Genomic DNA, 24296 nt, shown 5'->3' on the forward strand with positions numbered 1-24296 from the left:
TAGAGTCCAATCATTTTGGCTTAACAATCTCGATTGGAAGCGGCTCTGTCTTTGAGCGATCCAGTTCTGGATCTTCCGGAAGTGTGGTTCGTTCCTCCTCAGATAGTTGAGCAGTATAGGCTAAAACCAGTGAATCAAGCACGTCGTCTTTTCCATTCTTGCTAACGCGTCGTGCCCAAGACGGTGGTTCAACAAGCGTCTCAATTACACTTTCATACAGCGCTTCAAGTGATTCATCTTCGTCAAAGAGAAACTCCTTACGCTCACTGAGTCCCTCCTCGGTACTCTTCTTGTGTTCCATGGCGGACCCATTAAGAGCGGCAAAACAGACTTCAGGATGTGATTCCCGTACTCTTCCTGTTGCCTCACTGAATTCGTCGAACAGCTCATCTACTTCACGAATACGAAGACAGATCGACCAAGCTTGATTGGAAATACTGAATCCGAATTCCTCGTTGATTTCTTTCGCCTCTGTGAGCGTCTTAGCGTAGACTGCCTCTCGGACAGGAGTTGAGAAGACGCTATTGTGACGAGTTGGCTCGAGTAACTCCACCGCACGTTCGTCACAGGTTCGCTTCCCGTTTTTACTCAGGCCAATTGGGATATCGATGAGAATTTGATCTGCGTCTTTGTAATTGCTCCAGACACTGAGAATTGATGGGAACAGGTCGAAGTCATGATTACCATCGTCCCGTAGAATGATACCAAGCCATCCGTTTCCGGCCCAATCCAGACCAAGATACTCTGCCATGTTCTCCACCCTATTGGTGAGCCGATATCACTGTTTCCGATAAGAATCACCCATACAGTCGAAGTTAGAAAGAGAGACTGATCTCCGGACGTTTCTCTTATACAGAATAGTCATTCGTCTTTAGTTAAGCCCAATGGTAATATTCAGATATAAATTATCTGTTCAGTATTAGCAACAAGGGAATTCACAGCTCAGACTCCCGCGTTGCTGATATCGAACGGTAAGTATCTCTCGAAAATGTTATTTTCATCCCATAGCCGGCGTCAGAGTGCCGAATCTGGCCAGAAGTGAGGCTGTTGAGTATTAACTAAAGACGAATGGCCACTTGTGGTTCCCTCTGAGTGGGCGGTTCTCTCGTAACTCGGGCACCGGAACGCAGGAGACCGTCAACGATGGGGATCTTCCCGGTGGGCAGACAATCGTTCCTTTCAAAAAAAAACCGCGACATGGTCCGCCCGCGACCCCATTACCGAATCAACTGTAGGCGGCAATCCCGTCCACGAGACGGATTTAAATGGCATTCTCGGGTGATTCCCGAATACAAATATTGATGTTTTAGGCCTTCTAAAGGATGAATACAGCCATTCAGCGGCTTCCAAAAATGATGGACTCGCGGGGATTTGAACCCCGGGCCTCTTCCTTGCGAAGGAAGCGATCTGCCACTGATCTACGAGCCCTTACGACAAGCCAATCGCCGTTCGTACTTGTACCTTACTTATTCGTCTTTGTGGGTAGAGAACTAACTGTTCTTAACCCCCTCTTGTCAATCTATTCTCACCCCCCTCCAACTGTGTGATGGTGCGAAAAACGCCAGACGAGGATACGACAGTACCTTCGAGATCCCAATAGAGTGTATAAATAAAATCGTTGGTGAAACTTCTATTGAGACTTTGCCTATATCTCATCTATCCTTGTCCACACGTGGGTCTCACGACACTCTGACGCGCGTTTTACAGATACAGAAGACCCACTATGTCTCATAGACCAAGTCGTCTATGTCGCACACACGCGGCGTGTACACGAGAGGTATAGACTGACCAGAAGGCCATCTGACTCAAGTGGCTATGAGTATTCTTTTATAAGTACTGTTAACGCAGAATTCATTCATCCCATTGCTGTGTTGCGGTTCTCGCAACATAACACAGTGAGGTTGTTGGGGTACTACAATAACAAGTACAGACAAGAGAGAGTCAATCACTACTCGGAGCAGTATCTCATTGGTGGTTCACCGGGCAACACGTAGTTGGAGTGTGTCAAGAATGGTGGAGCTATGTTGAAGATGGATCAAACTCAAACTGCTTCTGGTTCGCTGGTGCCCCATTTGGAACCTCATGGTGATTGAGCAGTTGATGAGGGTTCGTTTGGTAGGCTAACCCGATCAACAACGCCTCGACTTCAGCCAAGTAGGCTGGATAGCCGTACGGCCCCGTGTACTTTTCTGGATCCCATGCTCGGATCCACAGATAGGTTTGCTCTTTGAGTTGGTGTGTTCCCTGTTCGAATAGCTCGCTCGCCCAACTGAGTTTCTTCGAATCCACGCCAAAGACAGTATCTGATAGCTCTCCGACGTGCCAGTAACTCCCATCGCCCCATCGAGCGAAGCTTCGTGTTCCACTTCGGTCCTTCGCGATCTCTTCGAAGTTCGCACTCAACTCGTTCTTTTTGCCATACGCCTCTGCTTTGCCGATATATCGAGGGATAATTTGCTCGGGAGAAGGCGGGTCGGACTCAAGCTGGTACATAACATAGAGTAATCCATTAGGACCATCCTTCACTCCGGTTCTGTGAACACATCGTTTTCCTTCCTGGCGGATTCGAGTATCAATCGCTTCAGAACGCTTGAGGACCGTAGAAGAACCGACCTCAGTGAGTTCAACGACGAGATCGTCGTCCGTCTCGAAGAGTGGTATTGGATCCTCACCTTCGGGGTCATGAATCTCTTTGTGGATAGTTTGTTCAACCCACTCATGCCAAAGATCTGCTTTACTCGTGCCGCTGACGCCGTCTCCCGCGTTATCAGCGGCTACCACCGCCTCTTCGTTTGGTGAATCGTTTTCTAAATCAACCCAATCGGGGCCTACCTTCCCCATCTCATGGGCGACTCTATTTGGAACAAAATCCCGGTTTGCGAACACCCGATTGAATTGGGGATGTGAGTGGACAAGCCCGACGGTCTTTGCCTCAAGCTCCTGTCGATATGTGGAATATCCGTACGGCCCCGTCTCAATCTCATTCACATCGACGACCCACACATACAGGGGTGAATTTGCTTTCTCGAATACCGTCGCGATATGATCGTATTTTCCGTAACTTCCCCACGAGCCATCATCCTTCCACTCAGAGGTTGGGAGAGAGTTACGGAGCTTTCTGAAGTGGTCCAGTAGTCTACTGGAGACCTGACTCGTTTCTCCGATGTAGACCGGGATAATATCAGACGAGCCGCTCACAGGCTCGTCAAGGACATACAGTAGGTACAGATAATCTCCGTTCCCTCGTCCCAAGCGATACGAGTCGTATTCATCGGTCATCTCCAGTTGCGATCCGGACTCGTCAACCATGGGAACCGGATCGGGTGTGACTGGAGAGGTAATGTCGGTGAGTATCGTCTCAGAAACCCACTGATCCCACAACTCATTTTTGCTCTCTCTGTCCATTAGTCGGGTATTAGAGGTTGTACGGATAAGCGGTCATGATATTAATTTCACAGAGATAATTGAATACCTGATTTAGTTCGGCTTCGGTGGAATCGAGACATGTATGTTATCATAATACTCAATAATCTCTTTGAGATTTTCCCATGTCCTCTTCGGTTTGAATTGCGCCCCATACTGTTCTTCAAGCCACTCCCATGCGAGGGGCCAACCCCCAATCTGGAGAAGACGGTTCGCTACGTTTGCGACCTCTGTGTAGCCTAAGAGTTGAATTCCGTCATCTTCGGCCAGACGTTGTAGCCGTGAGGCTTTCGTCTCAGACTTTCCGCTTGATTGTGATTGAGAGTAAGTTTGTTGTCGTTTGTTATCTGTGAAAGGCTTTGATTCACTTTTACCAGCCTTCCCAACATCGTACCCCTCATCTTTCAGGTAATCAAGAGCGGCTTGACGGCTTCCGTCCTCCCCGGTGAGAGAGTTTCCAATGTCGGAGGCTTGGAACGAATCTACACTGAAAATGACCGACTCATTGCTCTTGCCCCCGATAATCACCACATTATCTCCCGGTTCGTAGTCCCATTTTTTGTAGTCAGCTTTCGAGAGCTGAAGTGGCGCGTGTACATGATCTTTGGTGAATTCTTCACCAGCACACCCTCTGGCTCCGTAGAAGTATGATGGAATCAGAGCGTGGATCGGCTCGCTACGGTTTCCAATCGTTTTGTTTCGTCGAGCAAACGGAGTTCCTTTGATTTCCACGACCGCAACACTCCGAGAACCACCTGTGGCAAGAGCATACGGCGAGAACTCTTTGTCGTTGTATTGGGCCCACTTTGGGACGTTCCCGTTCTGGTCTGGATACTCTTCCTTCTCTATTAGTGGAGTCTCGATATATGGTTCAGCTGACTCGAACGAGAGAACCGACTTCTCACCATCGAGGTTCCGAAACAAGCTAAACGGGTCATTTTGAACAGTCTGACTTGAATCTACAGTTAGGGATGGTTGGGAGAGGAATACGTGTTGAAGCACGTCTACATACGACTCGGGCGTGTCATCCGCACCCGACTGAACTTTACCAGCGAGAACGGCGTTGTCCCATTCTCCCTCAAATTCTATTTTTCTGACTCCCGTTTTTGAGTGTTCTACACCCGGAATTCGGAATAATGGTTTGGAAGAGTAGATCCCGCAATCAAACTCCGCACCAGTTCTTTTACAGTACGATTCGGCCAATTCTTTCAGCTCTCCCCGGCCATGTTCCTTTACGAAACGAGGAACATGAATGTGAATCGAACGGTTTCCAGAAAAATACCGTTTACACGTTTGAAACGGTATTTCAAGATATTCTTCGACAAATACCTCGAACCATCTCATGAGCTTGTCCGGGCCAACTTCGTTTAGCGCGTCGCTCTCGATATAGATGGGGTAGAGAACACGATCGTCTACTTCGCACTCCTCCTGGAGTTCAGTGGCAATCGATGTGTACTCTCCATCGATTTGGTATCCGCTTTCGAGGTTCTGTTGGCGGTCATACTGATCACGAGTAAGCACGTAGACCGCACTTGCTGTCTCTACACCATCGGGTATCGGCTCAAAGATCGTCCGGAGTGTTGGAGCCCGCTTCGGTCCTTCTCCTTCAGCAAATCCGTACTGAACACACGGTATGTCGTTCCAGTTCTCGGGAACTGCGTTATTCGCCGCACCATTCTTGGACTGTTCAATCGCTGTATTATCAGTTGACATTTATGTACTGTTATCAGATATTTCCCGAATCTGTTAATACGACTTCTCGCTTCTACCGAACTCAGTTATACAGACTCACAGCAGAATTCTTTTATATATCTCTCTGAATTTCTGCCATCCTATCCCGCTACAGTCATGCGATTCTCGCAACATAACACAGTGAGGTGGCGGGGGGTAGTACAATAAGAGAAAGAACGGTTAACCAGCAGAGACGGCATAGTAACAACTCATTGCTGTTGCTATTGTTGCTGTTGTTGCTGATGCTGTTGTTGCTGTTGTTGCTGATGCTGTTGTTGCTGTTGTTGCTGATGCTGTTGTTGCTGTTGTTGCTGATGCTGTTGTTGCTGTTGCTGTTAACAACTGTTTTTAATGAGGGGTGTTCTCCTTTACAACTTCTCTACTAAAGTTGCTGTAATGTACTCAACAGGGATACCATAAGGGACCCCTGTGAGACTATTAGCACACCCCCTGTCCCCACGTCCTCCCTGAGCGATTTCACGTGTGAGGTGGGCCAAGGGTCGTAGACGGTGGGGGAGCTTCACCACGGGTCCAGCAAGCCTCTTAGAATTGATTGTGATTCTATCCGGAACATTCGATATTGGATTAGTACAGTTGAACTGCCTTGAGATCCGCTTATGATGACTCGTTTACAGAGTGAGCTACATCTCCGAGCGAATTCCTGTAGATTACACTGAGTCGGCTCACGGGCCGCTGGTGGAATTTGATTTCTAAACGTCCCACGGGTCACGTACAGCTATCAAGTTCTAAAGACTGCTCTCGCACGGCAGTCATTGAGCGAGAACCACACGTCAGTCGTGAGGTGAGACGATGGAGTTGAATGAGCCACCCGTTCGAGCATGTTGTGAGATCTTGAGTGCGCCCATAGGTAGTGTTCCAGTTAGTGCGACAATCACTCCGTCGTCATCTGTTCTGTTCGCTGTTTGCTCGAAATCATCACGAGTAAGTAATGCTCGATTGACACTGCCGATCTCTGAATGAACTACTACGACTTGATCGGACTTGTTCACACGAAATGTGACTTCCTTTTCAAGACTCGATAGTTCGCTGTCTTCTCTTGCTATCATTATCGGAATATCTCGTCCGCGTTCCAGCTGTGGCGACGAGTCTCGATGGGAACACATCGGTGGCTGTTATCGGAGTCTCCATCGAGTTTGGTACCGTGTAGGTAGTCGTTGAGAGTGAACTCAAGAACCCGACCAGTTTTCTCTTCGATGATGAATATCTCGGTAGCGTTGTGCGACTTACACGCCTCCAGAACTTCTTCAGAGATAGGATAGCCGTTTATTTCCTTGGAGAAGTGGTTATTTTGGCTTGTTCGCTGTCTCTTAGCTAAGTAGCCTGTCTTTGGTTTACCTCTTCCAATGTCTTCCCCAATATATCCGATACACTGTCCTACAGATATTGTATCGAAATATGATAATTTGTTCAAAAACTCTGGTATCTGACTACTCTCGTACGCGAATATACTTTTTTGAATCATCGTTCTACGGGGGAATTGTCGCCTAGAGAAGGATCACCAGAGTCAGCACTCTCTCTGGTAGTAGCTTAGAACTGGTAATCGCTGATCGCTGAACGTAGACCTGACTACTCAGAGCAAAACATCCGTCAGGACTCTCCCTCTTTTACAAAGGTTGCCGGCGCGTATAACCCTTCGTATTTCAACGTTCTATTTCAAACGGACATGGGTGTTGTCTTGTATATTATCTCTATTTGGATCTCGATTTGTCATATACCGGATCAGGGGAAGCTACGATAAACTTGTCTCAGTTTATATTGTGTGTTCGTTCTCCAGTTCCAAGTTGGGGGTAGCATCAGTCTATATTCTGTTGGTCGCTTCTCCTCCATCAGTAGTTGCTGGATTGGGTTGGTCGTCCGCAAGGTGCCTCACATCTCTCCAATTGGTGTCCATGGGCTCGTCCATTACCTCGTCCACTTCCTCCTGAGCCTCTTCCAGTTCCTCTTCGAAGTCCGTGTCTTCGAGGATGTTAACCGTCTCCCCGCTGATCGGGTGAGTCACAATGAGGCCGGAACCCTCGCAATGGTTCTGGATGTACTTCTCGGCCTCGTCCGGCTCAAGGTTCTCACGCGCCTTCTCCTTGGCACGTTCAACCACCTTTGACCAATCGAGCTTGGCCTGTTCCGACACGTCGATGGACTGTCCGAACGGGCTTGCGGAATACGCGACCGGATTCTCTTCATGCCTCTCAACATACAACTTCTCGATCATGTCTTCGAGGGACTGACGAATCTCGGAAACCGCCCGGTTCTCCCCGTACTCAGGCCGCCCCATTTCCTTCTGTAAGTCCATCGCGGAATACTTCTGGTTGGTTCGTGCCCGAAGGAAGTGGAGCATTTTCCGGTCGAGGGGCTTGAGATTCAGGGCGCTCATAACCAGTTCCTCTCCGAAAATCTTGAAGCCGTACCAAGCGTCGGCGGGTGCGACCAAGAGTTTCTGAGGATATTCACTCGTAATTTCCATTCGGTCTTCGTGATGAAACAGGGCAACCGCGTCGATGAAGTCCATGAGACGGGAAATGTCGCGCCTCGCTTTCACGAACTTCGGCGGAAGCGGTTCCTGTTCCTGAACCCCGGCCATCGTGAGATTCAGGATTTCACCGGCCTCCGACTCCGTGTACTTCTTGATCGGAATTCCGCGGTAGTATTGACGGATTTCAGCGAGCCGATTATCGTCAACTCGCTGTTCGTAGGTTCCGTCGCGCATTTCCACCTGTCGGGTGTTGATCGCGCGGGTCTGTTCCTCGGACGAGTCCGGGGTCAGAGTGAACGCACGACTGTCCATCTCAGACAGGTTCTTCATGTCGATCGCGTAGCGGTTCGTTCTCCTTGCTTCCGAACTATCCAGAAACACCAATCTGAAACAGGCGCATTAGGAGATTACTCCGGAGTATATGTTTGACACCAAGTAGATCTTCTCATCAACAGGGTTTGTTGGGTCTCATTGGTTTTCACACCGTGACAGATAGACGCTGATAGCAACGACCAATTATTCGTTTGGTCCGGTTACCAATCTGGTTATCACCCCGTGCCACGCAGTGCCGTTGTGGAAACGTTATACGAAGATCTTGAGGAGAGCAATCAATACGAGATCGTTGTTAGAGTTCGAGATTACTCGCGTACAAAAGAAGACAATCGTGCGTTTGAGCTGAGCTTAGAGGACTCTAATGGGACGCGGTTCCCGTTTATTGTATGGGAGAAGTCGGAGGAAGGACGCAATTACAATTGGCAGAACAGTTGCTGGTATCGGCTGAGTGGAGTATCAATAAACAATTGGCCCTCTGGAAAAGTGCTTCATGGTACCTCTTCACTTGGGATTGAGAAGCTTGGGATGCGCCAAAGCGGTAGCCAAGTGAATCTGATCTACCTGACTGATAGTCATCTTGGTAAATCAGAACACACCTATAGTGGGTCGTGTTGGCCGGTATCCCCTGTAGATGGATTCCGTACTGCGATAGAGCGTGCGATCCAAGAGAATGTGAATGCCGTTATCCATGGCGGCGATTTATTCCATAATCCTGGAAGTGGTATTGAGGATGAAGATGTTGCCGTCTGTCGCGAGAGTTTGACAAAGTTGGCAGAGCATGGTATTCCATTCTATTTCATTTACGGAAACCACGAACGCCAAGCTGGCCGACAAACTATGGAACGGTTCGTTGATGATGGCCTTGCTGTACATCTTGGCCCACGTTACGAAGTAATCGATGACGCTGTAGCAGTCTACGGAGTTGATTATCGGTCTAACTGGAGTGATTTTGTTTTTGACCTCGAATCTGGTACTGGTGATTTTCCAACAATACTCTGTGTACACCAATCTATAGCCCCATTTACGACGAGTAACAACCCGGACTGTTCAGTCAATAGTATCTTAGAGGCTTCCAACGTTCCGCTCGATTTAATCATATCTGGACACACATTCTCGTTCGGAATACCAAAATGATGGATTCCAAGCGTTGTCTGGAGGGGCAACTGCGAAAGTTGGTGAATCACATGATGACCTTAACCCGAGTGCTGAGTTAGTTACCGTACAAAGAGATCAAATCAGCTCAAAAAGACTGTATCTGTGATTATGCTCATTAGATCAGTTCGGAGAGAAATTATAATTTTAAATTGGTAAGATAGGGATACACTTTTGTATTCTACTGAGACAATACGTATAGATGGAATTACAGAAGGGAGATGTTCTCTTAGTGAAACTGACCGGTGGTCGGAGTTCAAAACCGGCTAATCCCGCCGGACAGGTGTATTCAGACAGGAATATTCCACTCTTCGGAGGATCCAATCCGGCATATCATCGGGGTGATGATGGTGATGTAATCTGTGTTGAACTAATTCCAGCGTCGGGCACTCTGAAGGGTAAATGGAAGAACACTACAGAATCCTTTGATACTATATTCAAAAAATTCAAGAAAAAATTAACATACCGAGATAGCGACCTTGATTACACGGTTTCGCTTGAAGAGGTTCCAGATGACTACAAATTTCCGGATGAGTATACGCAAGATCAGGCTAAAGATGATGCGCGCGAGACAGAAGAGCGAGATGAGTGGAATGAGCGAAGTTCTGATCTAATGGCTGACTTGAGCGATCTATAAACTCAGGAATTAACGCTTTTATTGTTATCTATTTCAAAATTTAAATATCCAATTAGTCAGTGTCGATATTGGGTCCGCGTGAGTTTATTTATAGAATTCTACCCTCAGCGAACGTGACCAGATCGTTAAATTCCTGAGTCGGGAGCATCAGGGGTTTGTTTCTCCATCCAGATTTGGTGTAGTACCCTGATCGAATTTGTTCTGATCCATCATCAAGTTCAACTACTTCAAAGGTTTTCCAGTAAACTGTAGAATCGGTTTCATGGAGTACCCCAACCCCATCGGTAGCAGTTCCCTTCGGTTTGCTTACATCCCGCGGATAGTCACCAACCCAATCCGGTGGCGAAGCAGACAGAGCGAATGTGTCTGACATACAATCATATCGAGTTAGAATCAATATATAAATCCAGCGTTTTTGGATGTTTATTACTGATTGTATTATTTGGATAAAATAAGTGTGTCTGTTATTATACTGAAAGTGGTGGTGTCACTTCCTATCCCATCCGATTCAACGCGTCCCGTCGATCTTCTACCGGCGCCTGATCGTATCGCATGGTCGTCTGAGCGCTCTTATGTCTGAGTTGGGCCTGTGCCGCTCCCAAATCTTCTTCTCGGGCCATATAGGTTGCCGTCGAGTGACGGATCGAATAGAACGTGCGGCCTTCAGAGGGAATACACGCAGTCTCGCAGACTTGTCGAAACAGACGGTTCAGAGAGTAGTACTTGTACGGATTCCCCGATCGATTGAGCCACAGAGAATCCGAATCCAGATACTTGTCGTATTGCTGTCTCTCGGTGAGCCATCTATCCAGCGCGTTCGCAGTACGATCCGTGAGAGAGACGGTCCAATTATCCGTGTTCTTTGACGAATCCTCTTTAGGAATCCGCAAGAGGGAGTTCCTAACGTCTACCCATCCGACTTTTGCTCGTTTCACCTCTACCGGGCGCAAACCAGTATCGAGTGCGGTCCAGAACAAGCTCGGGATCTTCCACGAGTTGGCCTGTTTGAATTCGTCGGGGCCGACGTCCCTCTTAGGCTTCTCAAAGCGCTGTGCGAGGTGTATCTTCCATCGGTCGCGCTGTTCGGGTGTGAGGTTGTTGTAGCTCGGAACGCTCCCGTGTTCCAGCACGGCCTCTCTGACGGCACTCCGCTCTTCGCGGGTGAGGAAGTCCTTGGGATTCGTGTTCCCGGTGTTCGTGGAGAACGTGATTTCTGGTTCCCACTCTTCCCCGTCAAGCGTGTGCGTACGCCAGCGGAACAGCATTTTGACCGCTTTCAGGTGGCTTGCCTTGTTCTCCTGAGAGGTCTCTCCGTAGGCAAGCTTCCTCATGTAGGCGTCTGCGTGGTCGTGTGTGATCTCGGTAGTATAGCGGTCTTCTTCGTCCCAAACGAACCGGTAGAAGGCGTCAAGACGATATGCTCGTCCGTTCGCAGTATCGTAGGCGTATCCGTCTCCGTGGTCGGGATCTTTCCCGATGTTTACCATCCATCCGATGAGGCGTTCTCGGTGTTCTCGGTAGTCGGTCAACTGACGTTGTGACAGGTACTCTTCGGACGGTTTTGGAACCACCCGGATACCCGCCTTTTTGACTTGAGACATATGGTTCTCGTTGTGTTGAGAACCGGTGAAAACGCAACACGGCTCCGCCGTGTAGGTCCGGGTGCGAGAATCGAACCCGCGTCTCAGCCTCCACAAGGCTGAAGGATAGTCCACTACCCTAACCCGGACACGCGTCGTCAAGTACCCCGCTTCGATAAATAACGGTTACGACTCCCGGACGGGCGTGGCACCGAGTGGCGCCCGAATCGGATCGAGGAGTTCGGACCGGGCACCGCTTGATTCCTCGATCACCGCGTCGCTTTTGAGGGTCGCGGGCGTATTGAGGGGTAACTCGTGGCCTTTACCGACAAGATCTACGTGAAGAACCACCGGCAGCTCGCCTCCCAACTGGAGACGAACATCCCGAAGGGCGCGTTCGCCGGCGCCACCCTCGACCTGCTTTTCACCGGCGACGGCCTCTCGAAGCTCGACGAGACGACCCGGGACCGCGTCCTCGACTTCGCGGAGGACTTCCTCGACTGCGACTGCGACGCGAACCCCTACTGCGGCTGTCCCGAGGAGAAGTTCATGCGCTACGTCCTCGAACTGCGCGCCGAGGGGCTAGGCCCGCAGGCCATCGTCGACGTGATGACCGACGATTACATGGTGTACGCGTACACCGGCGACGTGCTCTCCTTCCTCGACGACTCCGTCCGGAAGCTGGAGGCGATCGAGACGCTCGCGGACGTTGACGGCAACGGGGAGATGTCGGAGCGGGCGCGGAAGGCGAAGCGCGAACTGTCTGGATAGCGCTCTACGTCCCGAGGGTCGACGCTCGCAGACGTTCTTCGAGATGTGACCAGCGAGCCGAGCGCATCGAGCGGGTCCGCTCGGCTCGTCCGCGGTCAGTCGTCGGGCGACGAGACGTTCGACCCGATCTCCTCGGCCGACGGGCCCTCGTCGGTGAGGTTCCCGTCGCGCCAGGTGTTGCGGTTAAACCAGAGGTAGGCGACGACCCCGCCGACGACGTTCGAGATCGGGAACGCGATCCACAGCCCCATCGCGCCGAGCGACCCGGCGGCGACCCACGCGACCGGCAGGCGGACGAACCCGAGCGTGACGAGCGAGATGACGGCCGCGATCATCGTGTGGCCGGCGCCGCGGAACCCGCCGGTGTACGCTCGCATGGCGCCGATGAACCCGAACGAGAGGCCGCTCACGCGGAGGAACGTCGTCGCGTGGTCGACGACCGCCGGGTCCGGGGAGAAGGCGGTCGCGATCGGCCGCGCGGCGAGGACGATTATCCCGCCACCGACCGTGAGCAGCGCGAGCATGGCGCGCGCGCCGAAGTGGTTCGTCTCGGCGGCGCGGTCCAGCTCTCCCGCGCCGATGTTCTGCCCGGTCATCGTCTCGATCCCCTGGGAGACGGCGAGCGCCGGCAGGAAGATCACCGAGAAGATCCGCGTGCCGATGCCGTACGCCCCGCTGACCGCGTTCGGGAAGTTCGCGACCACGACGAGGAGCGCGGTGATCGACACCGACCGGGCCGCCCCCTCCGCGGAGGCCGGCAGGCCGATGCCGAGGACGGTCTTGCCGAACTCGGGGTCCGGGAGCATCTCCGAGAGCCGGATCTGAACCCCTCGGTCGCCGCGGAACATGATCTGGAGCCCGACGAGGAGCGCGAGCGCCCGCGAGCCGACCGTCGCGATCGCGGCGCCCGCGATCCCCCAGCCGGTGAACCCGGTCGCGTCGAGCGCCGCAGCCTCCAGTCCGCCGAGACCGAGGAATCCGAACAGGGGGTTCGCGTCGAACCCGAAGATGAATATCGGGTCGAGGAGGATGTTGAGCACCACCGAGCCGGCCATGACGTACATCGGGGTCACCGTGTCGCCGTAGCCGCGCATCAGCGCCATGAACACCGCGAAGCCGAAGACGGCGAAGAGGCCGACCGCGTAGACGCGCATGTACTCGACGACGAGGGGCGCGACGGTCGCGTTCACCCCGAGGAGCGCGGTGACGTCGTCGACGAAGACGTACCCGAGCACCCCGAGGACGACGGAGATGACGGCCGCGTACGCCATCGTCTGCGAGGCGGCGTAGGCGGCGCGCTCCTCGTTGCCGGCGCCGGTATGTTGGGCGACGAGGACGCTCCCCGCGACGGAGACGCCCAGCGCCAGCGAGATCATCAGGAAAACGATGGGGAACGCGAACGTGATCGCGGAGAGCGCCTCGGTGCTGTAGCGGCCGAGCCAGAAGGTGTCGGCCAGGTTGTACAGCACCTGAAAGAGGTTCTGGACGACGATCGGTAAAGAGAGGAAAAACAGCGGCCACCCGATGTCGCCCGAGGTGAGGTCGAGCTCGTCGGCGCCCTTGAACAGCGAGTCGATCGAGTCGCGAAGCCCCATCAGCGGGTCACCCCCGAAGGGGTCGGATCGTCGCGTTCGCGGAGAGGGCCGTGCGCGGCGTCGGGGGTCGGTCGTTCCGTGTGTTCCATTCGGTTCGTACTAATACTGACTGACTGGTCAGTCAAAAGCGTTCTGAAGCCGGCGGGCGCGACGCCCGCGCTTCCCGGGCGCGGGGAGCGGCCGAACGGTCTAAGTGCGCGCGCGCCCGAAATCGGCCAATGAGTCTTCGGCCCGCGTGGCTAACGTTCAGGCGATACGCGGCGGCGACGACCGGGATGACGCTCGTCCTCTTCTCGCTCGGCGTCTACACCGCGGCGACCGGCTCCGGGCTGGCGTGTCAGGCCCAATGGCCGCTGTGTTCCGACCAGCTAATTCCGGCACTCACGATCAACCCCGACTTCATCGAGTGGTTCCACCGGGCGTGGGCGATGGTCACCGGCTTCCTCATGGTCGGGGTCGTCGGGTGGACGTGGCTCGGCTCCGGATTCGAGCGCCGCACGAAGCTCGCGGCGACGCTCGCGGTCGCAATCTTACCGCTCCAGATAACCGTCGGCGCGATCACCGTCACCCTCGGCGGGCTCATCGAGGGCGGGTACACGGTGTCGACCCACGCCGCGCACCTGATCGGGGCGCTGACCATCTTCACGCTGCTCGGGCTGGCGACCATCTGGGGCGGCGGCCGAGGAAACTCGCGGCTGCTCCGCGCCGCCGCGGGGGTCGCGGTCGCCGGCATCGTCGCCAGCGCGGTCTTCTCGCGGGCGGTGCCGTTCCTCACCTACGCGCCGCCCGCGCAGGCCGCCTTCTACGTCACCGGACTCGCCGGACACCTCGGGCTCGTCGCGACAATAGCGTACGCGACGGAGGCGGTTCGAGGGGGTTACGACGGTCTCGACGGCGGGACCGCGGGCACCGTTCGCGCGCTCGCCGCCGGGTCGATGGCCGCGCTTGTCGTGACGCTGCTGCTCGGCCGCGATCTGGTCCTCTACACCGCGACGTGGCAGCAAATCAACCTCGTCGCGTTAGGCGTCGCAGTCGCGCTCGCCGCGGGCGCGGCGTGGACGCTCCGCGGGACGGACGAGATGCGCGACGGCTCCGTTCCGATCGGCGGCGACTGACCGGCGCTGCACGGCCGAGTTCTTGTTAGCCATCTTGGCAAAGGCTGTGTTGGACCGCCAGAGACGGGGTGAGCCTGCCCGAGGGAGGAAAGGTTGAAATCACTCGCCGTACTCGCACGGGTATGACACGCCGCACCCAAGCCGACGTGAGCCGTCGGACGTACCTGAAACTGACCGGCGGAACGGCCGCCGTGGGAGCTACCGGCCTCGCCGGCTGTCTTGGCGAGAGCGGGGGCAGCATGACGATCACGCCCGGAACCGCTCCCGGGTTCCCGCCGTTCGAAATGCGGGAGGACGGCGAGCTGGTCGGGTTCGACGTCGACCTGCTCGAAGCCGTCGTGGCCGAGACCGACTACGAGCTCGGCGAGTGGGCCACCTTCGACTTCGACGGGCTCATCCCCGCCCTCACGCAGAACGAGGAGATCGATGTGATCGCCGCCGCGCTGACGATCAGCGAAGATCGTCAGGAGACGATCGCCTTCTCCGACCCCTACTGGGAGGCCAACCAGGCCGTCCTCGTCCGCGAGGACGGCGACTTCCAGCCGTCCGGGTGGGCGGACTTCGAGGGCACCCGGGTAGGCGCGCAGTCCGGGACCACCGGCGCCGCCGAGGTGGAGTCGAACCTCGTCGACGAGGGGATCATCTCGGAGGACAGCTTCTCGACGTACGACAGCTACGTCCTCGCGGTCGAGGACCTCTCGAACGGGAACATCGACGCGGTCGTCGTCGACACCCCCGTCGCGGACACGTTCACCGCGAGCCGTGACGTGACGGTCGCGTTCGTCGAGGAGACCGGCGAACAGTACGGATTCGGGATCCGTCAGAACGAGTCGGAGCTCCAGTCTGCGCTCAACAGCGGGCTCCAGACCGTCCAAGACGGCGGGACGTTCGGAGAGCTCAGAGACACCTGGTTCGGGCAGGAGTAGGATGTCGGTCGCGGGGCCCCTCGCGCTCGACGCGTCCGATAGCCTCGGCGCTCTCGCGCCGAGTACTGCCTCCGGCGAGACGCCGCCGACGGCCGCCGCCGTCGGGTCCGTGATCGAGTCGATCGACTGGTGGCTGGTCGGCGATCCCGCCGACTGGTGGTTCGTCGTCCGGAACGTCGACTACCTGGCCGGCGGCGTCCTGCTGACGGTCGGGCTCACCGTCGCGTCGATCCTGCTCGGGTTCCTCGTCGGCTTCCCCGCCGGCGCGGTGGAGGTGTACGGCGAGGGGCTCCCGAAGCGGCTCGTGAGTACCGCCGGCGTGGTCCTCCGCGGGACGCCGATCGTCGTCATCCTCCTCGTGATGTACTTCGTGATCGGCGTCCCGCAGGTGAACACCGGCGTCGGGTCGATTTCACCGGCGGTCTCGGCGGGCATCTTGGGACTGGGGCTGCGGAGCGCGGCGTACCAGTCGCAGATATTCCGGGCGTCCCTGTCGAGCGTCGACGACGGCCAGCTGGAGGCGGGTCGCTCCGTCGGGCTCTCGCAGTTCGAAGCGATCCGGTACGTCGTCGTGCCGCAGGCGCTTCGGCGGTCGATCCCGGGGTTCCAAAACGAGTTCACCATCGTGTTGAAGGACACGAGCATCGTCTTCGCGATCGGGCTCGCGGAGCTGCTGACCCGCGGGTACGACCTGTTCACGCAGGAGACGACCGCGGTCCTCGAAGTCATCCTGTTCATCAGTGGTATCTACTTCGTCCTCACGTTCACGACGAACCGCGCGCTCGATTACCTCGGTACCCGGTACGCGATCCCGGAGGGGGAGTCGGCGTGACTGACGGCGACTTCCTCCGGGTGAGCGACGTCTCGAAGTGGTACGGCGACGAGCAGGTGCTCGACGAGGTCTCCTTCGAGATGGACCGGGGCGACGTGACCGTGCTGATCGGCCCGTCCGGCTCCGGGAAATCGACATTGCTGCGCTGCGTCAACCGGCTCGCGGAGGCCCAAGAGGGCTCGATCACGTTCGACGGCGAGGAGGTGCTCTCGCCCGAGACCGACGTCGACAGGCTCCGTCGGGAGGTCGGCATGGTGTTCCAGAGCTTCAACCTGTTCGCGCACCTGAGCGCGGTCGGAAACGTCGCGCTCGGGCCCCGCCGCGTCCTCGGACTCTCCGAGGACGAGGCCCGCGAGCGCGCCGCGGCGCAGCTGGAGCGCGTCGGCCTTGGCGACCAGTTCGACTCGTATCCGGCCGAGCTGTCCGGCGGCCAACAACAGCGTGTGGGGATCGCCCGCGCGCTGGCGATGGAGCCGAAGCTCATGCTGTTCGACGAGCCGACGAGCGCGCTCGACCCCGAGCTCATCGGCGAGGTGTTGGAGGTGATGCGGGCCTTAGTCGACGAGGGGATGACGATGCTCGTCGTCACCCACGAGATGAGCTTCGCGCGGGCGGTCGCCGACGAGGTCGTGTTCTTAGACGACGGTCGGGTCGTCGAGCGCGGCCCGCCGGAGCAGCTGTTCGAACGGCCCGAGAAAGAGCGGACCGGCCGCTTCCTCGAACGCATCGCGAGCCACGAGTGATGGCGGGGGCGACGCGACCGCAGACGGTGGGCGAGCGCGTGTCCGACGCGGACCCGTCCGCGGGGAGGGTCCTCCTCGTCGCCGTCGGCGCGCTGTTCTGGGGCTGGCTCGTCGTCAGCTGGGTCAACCGATGGCTCGGCGGCGTGATCGCCCCGGTCGGCGAGCCGTTCGTCTCGCCGGAGGCCGTCGAGAGCGCGTTCGCCGCGGTGCCGGGGCTCGCCGCGGTGGCTGCCGACGCCGCGTTCGTGGTCGAACTCACGCCCGTCCTCGCGCAGGGGACGTGGCTCACCGTGGTCATCACCGGCGTGAGCCTCGTCTGCGGCTTCTTCATCGCCGTGCCGCTGGCGGTCGCGCGGGTGTACGGCCGCGCCTCGGCGTGGCTTTCGCTGGGATACACCGAGCTGTTGCGCGGCACGCCGCTGCTCGCGCAGCTGTTCGTGCTGTACTACGGACTCAACCTCGCGGCGTCGGTGCCCGCGGCGCTGTCCGGCGTGTTTCCGCGCGACGTGGTCTGGGTCGCTATCTTAGGGTTCACGCTCAACGGGGCCGCCTACCAGGCCGAGTACATCCGCGGCGCGGTCGAGAGCGTCGACGAGGGGCAGATCACAGCGGGGCGGGCGATCGGGCTCTCGAAGCTGGAGTCGATCTACTACGTGGTGCTCCCGCAGGCGCTCCGGTACGCGATCCCCTCGTGGACGAACGAGTTCGTCTACCTAATCAAGTACTCGTCGCTCGCGGGCTTCATCACGGTCCCGGAGCTGTACTACCGGGCCAACCAGGTCGCGACCGACACCTTCCGGTACACGGCCGTCTTCCTCATACTCGGCGCGATGTACCTCGCGCTGGTGCTCACGGCGTCGAAGTTCATGGAGCGCGTCGACGCCCGCGTTGCGATCCCCGGACTCGGTGCGAACCGGGAGCGGTGACGCTCACCCCTCGAAGTCGGTGACGACCTCGACGCCCCGCACGTCGTACTCGTTCATGGCCGCGAGCCGGTCCGAGACCTCCCCCAGCGACAGCTCGCGGGCGACCAGCGCGCCCGGATCGATCCCGGTCGCCTCGACCAGCGCGAACAGGTCCGGGTAGCTCGTCGGCGGCATCCCGCGCGAGCCGACGAAGGAGATCTCCCACCGAGTCATCCAGTCCGTCGGCAGCGACACCTCGCCGCGCTCGGCGTTCGTCGTGAGCCCGACCTGAACGTGCGTGCCCCGCGGCCGCAGCGACCGGACGGAGTTGCGGCAGGTCTCCGCGATGCCCAGCGCGTCGAGCGACACGTCGGCGCCGCCGTCGGTGAGGGCGCGGATTCGCTCGGGGACGGAGCTCTCCGCCGGCAGCGACTCCGGAGTCACGGTCTCGGCCGCGCCGAACTCGCGGGCGAGGTCGAGGGCGTCGTCGTCGACGTCGACCGCTATCACGCGCGCGCCGAGCGCCGCCGCGATCTGGACCGCGGAGAGCCCGACGCCCCCGCAGCCGTGGACCGCGACGGCGTCGCCCCCGCCGACGGCCGTCCGCTCCGCGAGCGCGTGGTAGGCGGTCATGTACCGACAGCCGAGCGCCGCGGCGGCGGTCGCGTCGAGCCACTCGGGGCGCTCGACGAGGTTGTAGTCGGCGGCCGGGACCGCCACCCGCTCCGCGAACGCGCCGGGAGCCGCCGGCTCGAACCCCAGCGCGCGTCCGTCCTCGCAGACGTTCCCGGCCCCGCGGCGGCAGTGCGGACAGGTGCCGTCCCCGAGCGAGAAGGGGACGACCACGCGGTCGCCCGGACGGAACCGGTCCACCTCGCCGCCGACGGCGACGACCTCGCCGGCGGGTTCGTGTCCGAGGACCTGTCCGCGCGGGACGCGGTCGTCCGCCCACTCGCCGTGGCCGGCCCAGGCGTGCCAGTCGCTGCGGCAGACGCCGCAGGCGTCCACGCTGACGACGGCGCCGTCGGGCGCCGGTTCGGGGGCGGGGACCTCGCGGACCGCGAGCGGCTCGCCGTACTCCCGCAGGATCGCTGCGCGCATGCGACGACCCAGCGCCGCACGCGACAAAGTTCTCCCGGCGTTCCCGGGCTCCGCCGATTATTTCACGCGATATTCACTTGTTCTCAGGGCGCGAAAAGTGATATCCGAGTAAGGTTTATCACGGCCGAGTAACCTCGTTGACACGTGGCGCGTTCGACGAAACGACGGCCCGGGATCGCGTACCGTCGCCCCGAAGGCGACCCGTCGCGGTTCGTGATCGAGGCCTCCGGGGAGCCGCGACCTGAGGTCGCGGAACGGCCCGACGGCGGGTGGCTCGACCGCGTCGTCGGGGACGATCAGGAGCGCCTCCGCGAGGCGCTCGACTCGGACCCCGTCGACGTGGTGTATCGGGTCGCCTCCGACGGGGAGCCGCGGTGGGTCCACGAGCGGGGGCGAGCGACGGACGACGGCGACGTGGTGGGGTACCTCTTTCTGGCGGACGAACGCGTTCAGCGCCGACGGCGACTGGAGCAACAGCGGGAGCGGTTAGAGGAGTTCGCGAGCGTCGTCTCGCACGACCTCCGGAACCCCCTCTCCGTCGCGGTCGGGAACATCGAACTGGCCGCCGAACTCGACGAGGACGCGTCGGCCGAGCGGTTGGACCGAGCCCTCGACGCGCTCGACCGGATGGACGACCTCATCGGCGAACTGCTGACGCTGGCGCGGGAGGGGGAGACGGTCCAGTCCGCCGAGCCGACGGAGCTGCGGTCGGTCGTCGAGAGCGCGTGGGAGACCGTCGGCGAACGCGCGGACGCCGCCCTCGTCGTCGACGACCCGCTCGGGACGGTGCCATGCGACGCCGACAGGCTCCGGCAGGCCCTCGAGAACCTCTTCCGGAACGCCCTCGAACACGGGACGCCGGAGGACGTCGACGCCCTCCCGGACTCGGATCCGGCCGGGAACCGGTCCGGGGACCGCGTCGCGTCCGGAACGTTCTCGACGCGCGAGGGGTCGCCGGGAGAGCGCGCCGCGGAGGACGCCGCGGTCCGCGTCCGCGTCGGCCGGACGGACGACGGGTTCTACGTCGCGGACGACGGGCCGGGGATCGACCCCGACCGGCGGGACGCCGTCTTCGAGCCGGGACACACGACCGCCCCGGGCGGCACCGGCTTCGGACTGGCGATAGTCGAGCGGATCGCGGAGGCCCACGGCTGGACGGTCTCGGCGGCCCAGAGCCGGGAGGGCGGCGCCCGGTTCGAGTTCGTCTGCGACGAGCCGATCGAGACCGCGGAGCCGTCCGAGGGCGAGACGAGTCCGACTCGGGGCGTCTGACCGCCTCCGCCGGATCGCTCGTCGGGTGACGCGTCACAGCCCGACAGCGACGGTGTCGGACGGAGAGCAGGTCACAAGGGGAAGGGTCCGCCTGCCAGCCCCGGAGACCCTCCCCGGCGCGCGGCCAGAGGCGACTCACATGAAGTCGTTCAGCCCGGCTTGGTCGTCGCCCGCGTCGTCGTCCTCCGCGGCCGCGTCGTCGGTCTCCCCGTCGGCGGGGTCGTCGCGACCGGTCTCGGCGGCGTTCGCTTCGGAGCCGTCCGCGGCGGAACCCTCGGCGGCGGCCGCATCGTCGTCGCCGTCGTCCGCGCGCCCCCCCGCGTCGAGCGCGAAGGCGCCGTCGGCGTGCTCCTCGATCAGCTCCTCGCGGCGGGCCTGCGCGTCCTCGACGATGGACGCGACCTTGTTCGTCGACTCGCCCGAGCCGGTGACGAAGGCGACGCCCGCCTCGTCGAGGTCGTACGCCGCCGCCATCGAGACGGTCAGCTCGCGGGGCTTACAATGGTGGGTGACGGCCTCGAGGAACGGTAACACCTCGCGGCGGGCGGTCGCGACGCTACAGCCGCTGGCGGCCGCGATCTTGCCGACCACCTCGTCCGCGGTCGCGTCCGACGACGACCAGAACTGCGGGCGGCCGTAGCGGGTCCACCCGCCCTTCTCGCCGTCGCGGGCGGCCGCGACGCCCGCGGCCGCGTTGTCGGTCGCGTAGCGCCAGTAGGAGTAGTTCTGCGTGGCGCGCACGCGGCCGAGCCACACGTCGGCGTTCGCGAGGAAGTCGTACGCGCGGACCGCCTCCGTCGGCTCGTACACGTCGAGGAGGTTGTTCTCGATCCAGCGCATCAGGTCGTCGGGCGTCTCGTCGACGGCGTACGCCGACTGCAGCGCCTCCTCGGCGGACTCCTCCTTGAGGACCGCGTCGAGGAAGGGGAACAGTCCGAGCGCCTTGTCGCGGTCGCCGGTGACGACGTCTTCGACCGCGATCGAGTCGCGCCCCTGCGTCGCGGCCTGGAGGTCGTTGACCGCGCCGCGCAGGTCGCCGCGGTTCCCCTCCGCGATCCGCTGGAGGGCGTCCGACTCGAACTCGATCCCCTCCTTGCGACAGATGTCCCGGAGGACGGGGACGATGGAGCGCGCGGAGACGTCGCGGAACTCGACCTCTTGAGTCGCGTTCCGGAGCCCGCGCGACATGTCGTAGTAGTCGTTGGCGATGAGGACGATGGGCTGGCCCGACTCCTTGACCAGCTTCGTGATCGCGCTCGCGCCGCCGCGGTCGTAGTTGCCGTGGATGTTGTCGGCCTCGTCGACGATCACGAGTTGGCGCGAGGCGGTGTCGCCGCCGCTCGCGCCGCCGCCGGCCGCGCTCCCGCCGAGGGTCGCGTTGCGCGCCGCCCGCCCCGCGAAGCGCTCGATGACGTCGGCGGTGCGCTGGTCGGAGGCGTTCAGCTCCACCGTCTCCCACCCCATGTCGTTCGCGAGCGCGTGCGCCGCGCTCGTCTTCCCGACGCCCGGGCTGCCGTGGAGGACGACCGCCTCGCGGTGGTCGTCCCACGAGCGGGCCCACTCCGCGAACGCGTCGCGGGCCTTGTCGTTGCCGCGCACCTCCGAGAGCGTGCTCGGGCGGTACTTCTCCGTCCAGTCGGCCATTACCGGAGCAAAGGAGCGAGCCGCGTTTAGTGGTTGCGGAGCGTCAGTCCTCGCTCGGCTCCGCCAGGTCGTATCGCGGCGCGAAGCCGTCGTACGTACTGTCGCTAGAGACGATAGTGTCGCCGTCGGATTCGACGAGGTGGAGCGCGTCGAACGGCGTGAACCCGTGTTCTTCGACGTACGTCGCCGCCGCGACGACCGTGTCCACGTCGCCGCGGACCTCCACGAGATTCGCGGCGTTCGTGACGACGCGCTCCGTGTCCCGGTCCTCGCGGTAGGCGACCAGGAGGAGTTCGATGAGGGTGAACTGCGACGTCCACAGCTCGCTCCGACGGTCGCGGTACACCTCCTCGGCTGCCTCACCGAGCCAGTCCTCGTCTTTGATCAGCGCGAGGAGGAAATCGGTCTCCGCGTACATTCAGCGCCCGGCCTCGTCGAACGCCGCCTCGCGCGCCTCCTCGCGAAGCTCGTCGGCCGTCTTCTCGACCCCCGCGAACTCGTCTCGGAGGGCGTCGAGCGGGTCTTCCGCGACCGGGATCAGCTTGATCCCGTCGTGGACCTCGACGATGCGATAGCGGTCGCCGTACCGCTCTCGCAGCTCCTTCGGAAGCGTCATGCGCCCTCGGTCGTCGAGCGTCGCCTCGGACATACGCGGACGTAGTGTGGGTAGAAATAAGAATGTACCCATCGAGGGCATCTGTACCCACGCCCGAGCCGGCCGCCCGCCGACCGGAGGCCGCCGGGGTCACGCGTATTTCGACGGATTCCCCGAAACGGAGGGGTGTGCCCCCGAACGCGGCGACGCCCGCCGTTCAATTTTCGGCGCTGATATTCGTGCCATTAAGTACATAAGCGAGGTCCGCATCCATATAAGTAACCAGCAACCGATCGGAACGGAGCCGCGGGCCGCTAAACGATGGCACACGAGGCCTTCGGCGTCCGTTCGTCGGTGAACCGCTGGGTTCAAACAATGAAACCAAACAACCGATCTGACTCGGACGACCGCGCAGTAAGCCCCGTTATCGGGGTCATCCTGATGGTCGCAATTACAGTCATCCTGGCGGCCGTCATCGGGACCTTCGTCCTCGGGCTGGGCGACCAGTTAGGCGACACCGCGCCGCAGGCGAGTTTCACGATCGACGACAATGGTACGGACACGATCAATATAACCAAAACAGGCGGCCAGTCGATTGATGGTGGCGATCTCGCGCTTTCTGTTAACGGAGAGAGGGCGAATGAATCCATTGGGGGCGGTCCTTGGGAGACCGGTGTACAAAGGCAGATCATTAAGGATACCGACGGTGGCTGGACCGGTGGAGAGGCCGAAGTTCGGATAATTCACGACCCGAGCGGAAACGCGATCTTTGAGCGGACGTGGGACTTCAGCTAATCGCGTAGTTCGGTTGTAACCCCTGTCGGGTTTCTATTTCCGTTGGACACCAAAATTCGAGAGCGTCGGCGTTGAACCGCTCGACCGTGTTGGTCGACGCCGGACTTGTCGAGCGCAAAGACCGCGATGTCGGGTTCAGTCGCGTCGAGACCACCGGTCGATCACGACGTGGGGCCGGCTGTACCTGCGTGAGGAAGTCGGTCCCGGACTCGATGTGCCTGAGCCGGGTCCGTGGCCGCCGCATGCTACGCGGCCGGGTGAGTGGGCGGGGGTCTGGCATCTCGAAAAATGTCTCGAATCCGAATAAGCACCCAAACTGGACCGGGAAGGGTTATCAGAACGATTCTCGCGTATGGTACTACGAGGTACTGCTTCCGAACAACACTAGAAACGAACTAATGCTTGGAGCGGCGGTTTCGAGATTTCTATTTATACGAAATCAGAGAGAATACCCGCAGCTTTAGCCGTGGGACGAATCCGAAGACGTGGGATACCCCACGTTCGACGGATTTGTTCGAGTTTCTACTGCGTGCTTTGGACTTCGAAAAAACGACGAGACGATAGTAGGGTCAGGTCGGAACGGAGCGGATTCCGAACGACCTCCGGAGGCGGTCTCTCCGCCACTCAATGAGGCAGTATCCGAACCACCGACGCG

At 59.2% G+C, this 24296-nt stretch carries 22 protein-coding genes and 2 tRNA genes; 10 read left to right on the forward strand and 14 right to left on the reverse strand.

Annotated features, from left to right (window positions below; all coding sequences use genetic code 11):
* Positions 1-10: 10 nt before the first annotated feature.
* From KI388_RS08505 to KI388_RS08530, 6 genes are all read right to left on the reverse strand, one after another.
* Entirely contained in the window at positions 11-751 is a 741-nt protein-coding gene (locus KI388_RS08505; RefSeq protein WP_215086244.1) for a DUF429 domain-containing protein, read from the reverse strand.
* Between the two features lie 605 nt (positions 752-1356).
* Positions 1357-1428, reverse strand: a tRNA-Ala gene (locus KI388_RS08510).
* A gap of 591 nt (positions 1429-2019) precedes the next feature.
* Entirely contained in the window at positions 2020-3405 is a 1386-nt protein-coding gene (locus tag KI388_RS08515; protein WP_215086245.1) for a GIY-YIG nuclease family protein, read from the reverse strand.
* Between the two features lie 72 nt (positions 3406-3477).
* On the reverse strand, positions 3478-5136 hold the full coding sequence (locus tag KI388_RS08520) for a hypothetical protein (protein ID WP_215086246.1): 1659 nt from the start codon (positions 5134-5136) through the stop codon (positions 3478-3480).
* 1084 nt (positions 5137-6220) lie between these two features.
* Positions 6221-6637: a hypothetical protein gene (locus tag KI388_RS08525; protein ID WP_215086247.1), complete on the reverse strand. Its 417-nt coding sequence runs from the start codon at positions 6635-6637 to the stop codon at positions 6221-6223.
* A gap of 336 nt (positions 6638-6973) precedes the next feature.
* Positions 6974-8026: a hypothetical protein gene (locus KI388_RS08530; protein WP_215086248.1), complete on the reverse strand. Its 1053-nt coding sequence runs from the start codon at positions 8024-8026 to the stop codon at positions 6974-6976.
* 174 nt (positions 8027-8200) lie between these two features.
* On the opposite strand from KI388_RS08530, the gene KI388_RS08535 reads away from it, so the two are divergent.
* A complete protein-coding gene (locus KI388_RS08535; protein ID WP_215086249.1) occupies positions 8201-9112 on the forward strand; it encodes a metallophosphoesterase in 912 nt (303 codons plus the stop codon).
* 220 nt (positions 9113-9332) lie between these two features.
* On the forward strand, positions 9333-9767 hold the full coding sequence (locus tag KI388_RS08540) for a hypothetical protein (protein WP_141212651.1): 435 nt from the start codon (positions 9333-9335) through the stop codon (positions 9765-9767).
* Between the two features lie 88 nt (positions 9768-9855).
* On the opposite strand, the gene KI388_RS08545 is transcribed toward KI388_RS08540, so the two are convergent.
* The 3 genes from KI388_RS08545 to KI388_RS08555 form a co-directional block, all read right to left on the reverse strand.
* On the reverse strand, positions 9856-10140 hold the full coding sequence (locus KI388_RS08545; RefSeq protein ID WP_215086250.1) for a hypothetical protein: 285 nt from the start codon (positions 10138-10140) through the stop codon (positions 9856-9858).
* Positions 10141-10261: 121 nt separating this feature from the next.
* The gene (locus tag KI388_RS08550) at positions 10262-11368 is read right to left on the reverse strand and encodes a site-specific integrase (RefSeq protein ID WP_215086251.1); all 1107 of its coding nucleotides are present in this window, start codon (positions 11366-11368) and stop codon (positions 10262-10264) included.
* A gap of 55 nt (positions 11369-11423) precedes the next feature.
* Positions 11424-11496 (reverse strand) — tRNA-His (locus KI388_RS08555).
* 166 nt (positions 11497-11662) lie between these two features.
* Here KI388_RS08555 and KI388_RS08560 point away from each other — a divergent pair.
* The gene (locus tag KI388_RS08560) at positions 11663-12118 is read left to right on the forward strand and encodes a DUF5814 domain-containing protein (protein WP_209544572.1); all 456 of its coding nucleotides are present in this window, start codon (positions 11663-11665) and stop codon (positions 12116-12118) included.
* A 95-nt stretch (positions 12119-12213) separates the two neighbouring features.
* On the opposite strand, the gene KI388_RS08565 is transcribed toward KI388_RS08560, so the two are convergent.
* Positions 12214-13713, reverse strand: coding sequence for an MATE family efflux transporter (locus KI388_RS08565; RefSeq protein WP_215086252.1), 1500 nt, complete (start codon positions 13711-13713; stop codon positions 12214-12216).
* 275 nt (positions 13714-13988) lie between these two features.
* Here KI388_RS08565 and KI388_RS08570 point away from each other — a divergent pair, with 275 nt between their 5' ends.
* The 5 genes from KI388_RS08570 to KI388_RS08590 all read left to right on the forward strand — a co-directional run bounded on the left by KI388_RS08570 (position 13989) and on the right by KI388_RS08590 (position 18255).
* Positions 13989-14828, forward strand: coding sequence for a COX15/CtaA family protein (locus KI388_RS08570; protein WP_215088767.1), 840 nt, complete (start codon positions 13989-13991; stop codon positions 14826-14828).
* Between the two features lie 122 nt (positions 14829-14950).
* A complete protein-coding gene (locus KI388_RS08575) occupies positions 14951-15754 on the forward strand; it encodes a basic amino acid ABC transporter substrate-binding protein (protein WP_215086253.1) in 804 nt (267 codons plus the stop codon).
* A 1-nt stretch (position 15755) separates the two neighbouring features.
* Complete coding sequence (locus KI388_RS08580; protein ID WP_215086254.1) at positions 15756-16586, forward strand: amino acid ABC transporter permease; 831 nt, start codon at positions 15756-15758, stop codon at positions 16584-16586.
* On the forward strand, positions 16583-17329 hold the full coding sequence (locus tag KI388_RS08585) for an amino acid ABC transporter ATP-binding protein (protein WP_215086255.1): 747 nt from the start codon (positions 16583-16585) through the stop codon (positions 17327-17329). Before KI388_RS08580 ends, KI388_RS08585 begins: the two co-directional genes overlap by 4 nt.
* Positions 17329-18255 carry an amino acid ABC transporter permease gene (locus tag KI388_RS08590; protein ID WP_215086256.1) on the forward strand — a complete coding sequence of 309 codons (927 nt, stop codon included), beginning with the start codon at positions 17329-17331 and terminating at the stop codon, positions 18253-18255. Before KI388_RS08585 ends, KI388_RS08590 begins: the two co-directional genes overlap by 1 nt.
* Before the next feature lie 3 nt (positions 18256-18258).
* On the opposite strand, the gene KI388_RS08595 is transcribed toward KI388_RS08590, so the two are convergent.
* Positions 18259-19335, reverse strand: coding sequence for a zinc-dependent alcohol dehydrogenase family protein (locus KI388_RS08595; RefSeq protein WP_215086257.1), 1077 nt, complete (start codon positions 19333-19335; stop codon positions 18259-18261).
* Between the two features lie 144 nt (positions 19336-19479).
* Between KI388_RS08595 and KI388_RS08600 the strand changes: the two genes are divergently transcribed.
* On the forward strand, positions 19480-20607 hold the full coding sequence (locus KI388_RS08600; protein ID WP_215086258.1) for a PAS domain-containing sensor histidine kinase: 1128 nt from the start codon (positions 19480-19482) through the stop codon (positions 20605-20607).
* A 135-nt stretch (positions 20608-20742) separates the two neighbouring features.
* On the opposite strand, the gene KI388_RS08605 is transcribed toward KI388_RS08600, so the two are convergent.
* From KI388_RS08605 to KI388_RS08615, 3 genes are read right to left on the reverse strand one after another with little or no spacing between them, the layout of a single operon-like run.
* Positions 20743-22251, reverse strand: coding sequence for a replication factor C large subunit (locus KI388_RS08605; RefSeq protein WP_215086259.1), 1509 nt, complete (start codon positions 22249-22251; stop codon positions 20743-20745).
* A 43-nt stretch (positions 22252-22294) separates the two neighbouring features.
* On the reverse strand, positions 22295-22669 hold the full coding sequence (locus KI388_RS08610) for a PIN domain-containing protein (protein WP_215086260.1): 375 nt from the start codon (positions 22667-22669) through the stop codon (positions 22295-22297).
* Entirely contained in the window at positions 22670-22900 is a 231-nt protein-coding gene (locus KI388_RS08615) for an AbrB/MazE/SpoVT family DNA-binding domain-containing protein (protein ID WP_215086261.1), read from the reverse strand.
* Between the two features lie 321 nt (positions 22901-23221).
* Here KI388_RS08615 and KI388_RS08620 point away from each other — a divergent pair, with 321 nt between their 5' ends.
* Complete coding sequence (locus KI388_RS08620; RefSeq protein WP_215088768.1) at positions 23222-23641, forward strand: type IV pilin N-terminal domain-containing protein; 420 nt, start codon at positions 23222-23224, stop codon at positions 23639-23641.
* The last annotated feature ends 655 nt before the right edge of the window (positions 23642-24296 follow it).

This window comes from Halorubrum sp. 2020YC2 (assembly GCF_018623055.1).
GTDB lineage: Archaea > Halobacteriota > Halobacteria > Halobacteriales > Haloferacaceae > Halorubrum.

What these genes read in the sequence shown, in the direction of transcription:
- KI388_RS08580 (WP_215086254.1), top strand. Translation starts at nt 15,756, where the DNA reads ATGTCGGTCGCGGGGCCCCTCGCGCTCGACGCGTCCGATAGCCTCGGC.
- KI388_RS08550 (WP_215086251.1), bottom strand. Translation starts at nt 11,368, where the DNA reads ATGTCTCAAGTCAAAAAGGCGGGTATCCGGGTGGTTCCAAAACCGTCC.
- KI388_RS08545 (WP_215086250.1), bottom strand. Translation starts at nt 10,140, where the DNA reads ATGTCAGACACATTCGCTCTGTCTGCTTCGCCACCGGATTGGGTTGGT.
- KI388_RS08570 (WP_215088767.1), top strand. Translation starts at nt 13,989, where the DNA reads ATGACGCTCGTCCTCTTCTCGCTCGGCGTCTACACCGCGGCGACCGGC.
- KI388_RS08565 (WP_215086252.1), bottom strand. Translation starts at nt 13,713, where the DNA reads ATGGGGCTTCGCGACTCGATCGACTCGCTGTTCAAGGGCGCCGACGAG.
- KI388_RS08605 (WP_215086259.1), bottom strand. Translation starts at nt 22,251, where the DNA reads ATGGCCGACTGGACGGAGAAGTACCGCCCGAGCACGCTCTCGGAGGTG.
- KI388_RS08575 (WP_215086253.1), top strand. Translation starts at nt 14,951, where the DNA reads ATGACACGCCGCACCCAAGCCGACGTGAGCCGTCGGACGTACCTGAAA.
- KI388_RS08590 (WP_215086256.1), top strand. Translation starts at nt 17,329, where the DNA reads ATGGCGGGGGCGACGCGACCGCAGACGGTGGGCGAGCGCGTGTCCGAC.
- KI388_RS08615 (WP_215086261.1), bottom strand. Translation starts at nt 22,900, where the DNA reads ATGTCCGAGGCGACGCTCGACGACCGAGGGCGCATGACGCTTCCGAAG.
- KI388_RS08595 (WP_215086257.1), bottom strand. Translation starts at nt 19,335, where the DNA reads ATGCGCGCAGCGATCCTGCGGGAGTACGGCGAGCCGCTCGCGGTCCGC.
- KI388_RS08520 (WP_215086246.1), bottom strand. Translation starts at nt 5,136, where the DNA reads ATGTCAACTGATAATACAGCGATTGAACAGTCCAAGAATGGTGCGGCG.
- KI388_RS08610 (WP_215086260.1), bottom strand. Translation starts at nt 22,669, where the DNA reads ATGTACGCGGAGACCGATTTCCTCCTCGCGCTGATCAAAGACGAGGAC.
- KI388_RS08515 (WP_215086245.1), bottom strand. Translation starts at nt 3,405, where the DNA reads ATGGACAGAGAGAGCAAAAATGAGTTGTGGGATCAGTGGGTTTCTGAG.
- KI388_RS08525 (WP_215086247.1), bottom strand. Translation starts at nt 6,637, where the DNA reads ATGATTCAAAAAAGTATATTCGCGTACGAGAGTAGTCAGATACCAGAG.
- KI388_RS08620 (WP_215088768.1), top strand. Translation starts at nt 23,222, where the DNA reads ATGAAACCAAACAACCGATCTGACTCGGACGACCGCGCAGTAAGCCCC.
- KI388_RS08505 (WP_215086244.1), bottom strand. Translation starts at nt 751, where the DNA reads ATGGCAGAGTATCTTGGTCTGGATTGGGCCGGAAACGGATGGCTTGGT.
- KI388_RS08540 (WP_141212651.1), top strand. Translation starts at nt 9,333, where the DNA reads ATGGAATTACAGAAGGGAGATGTTCTCTTAGTGAAACTGACCGGTGGT.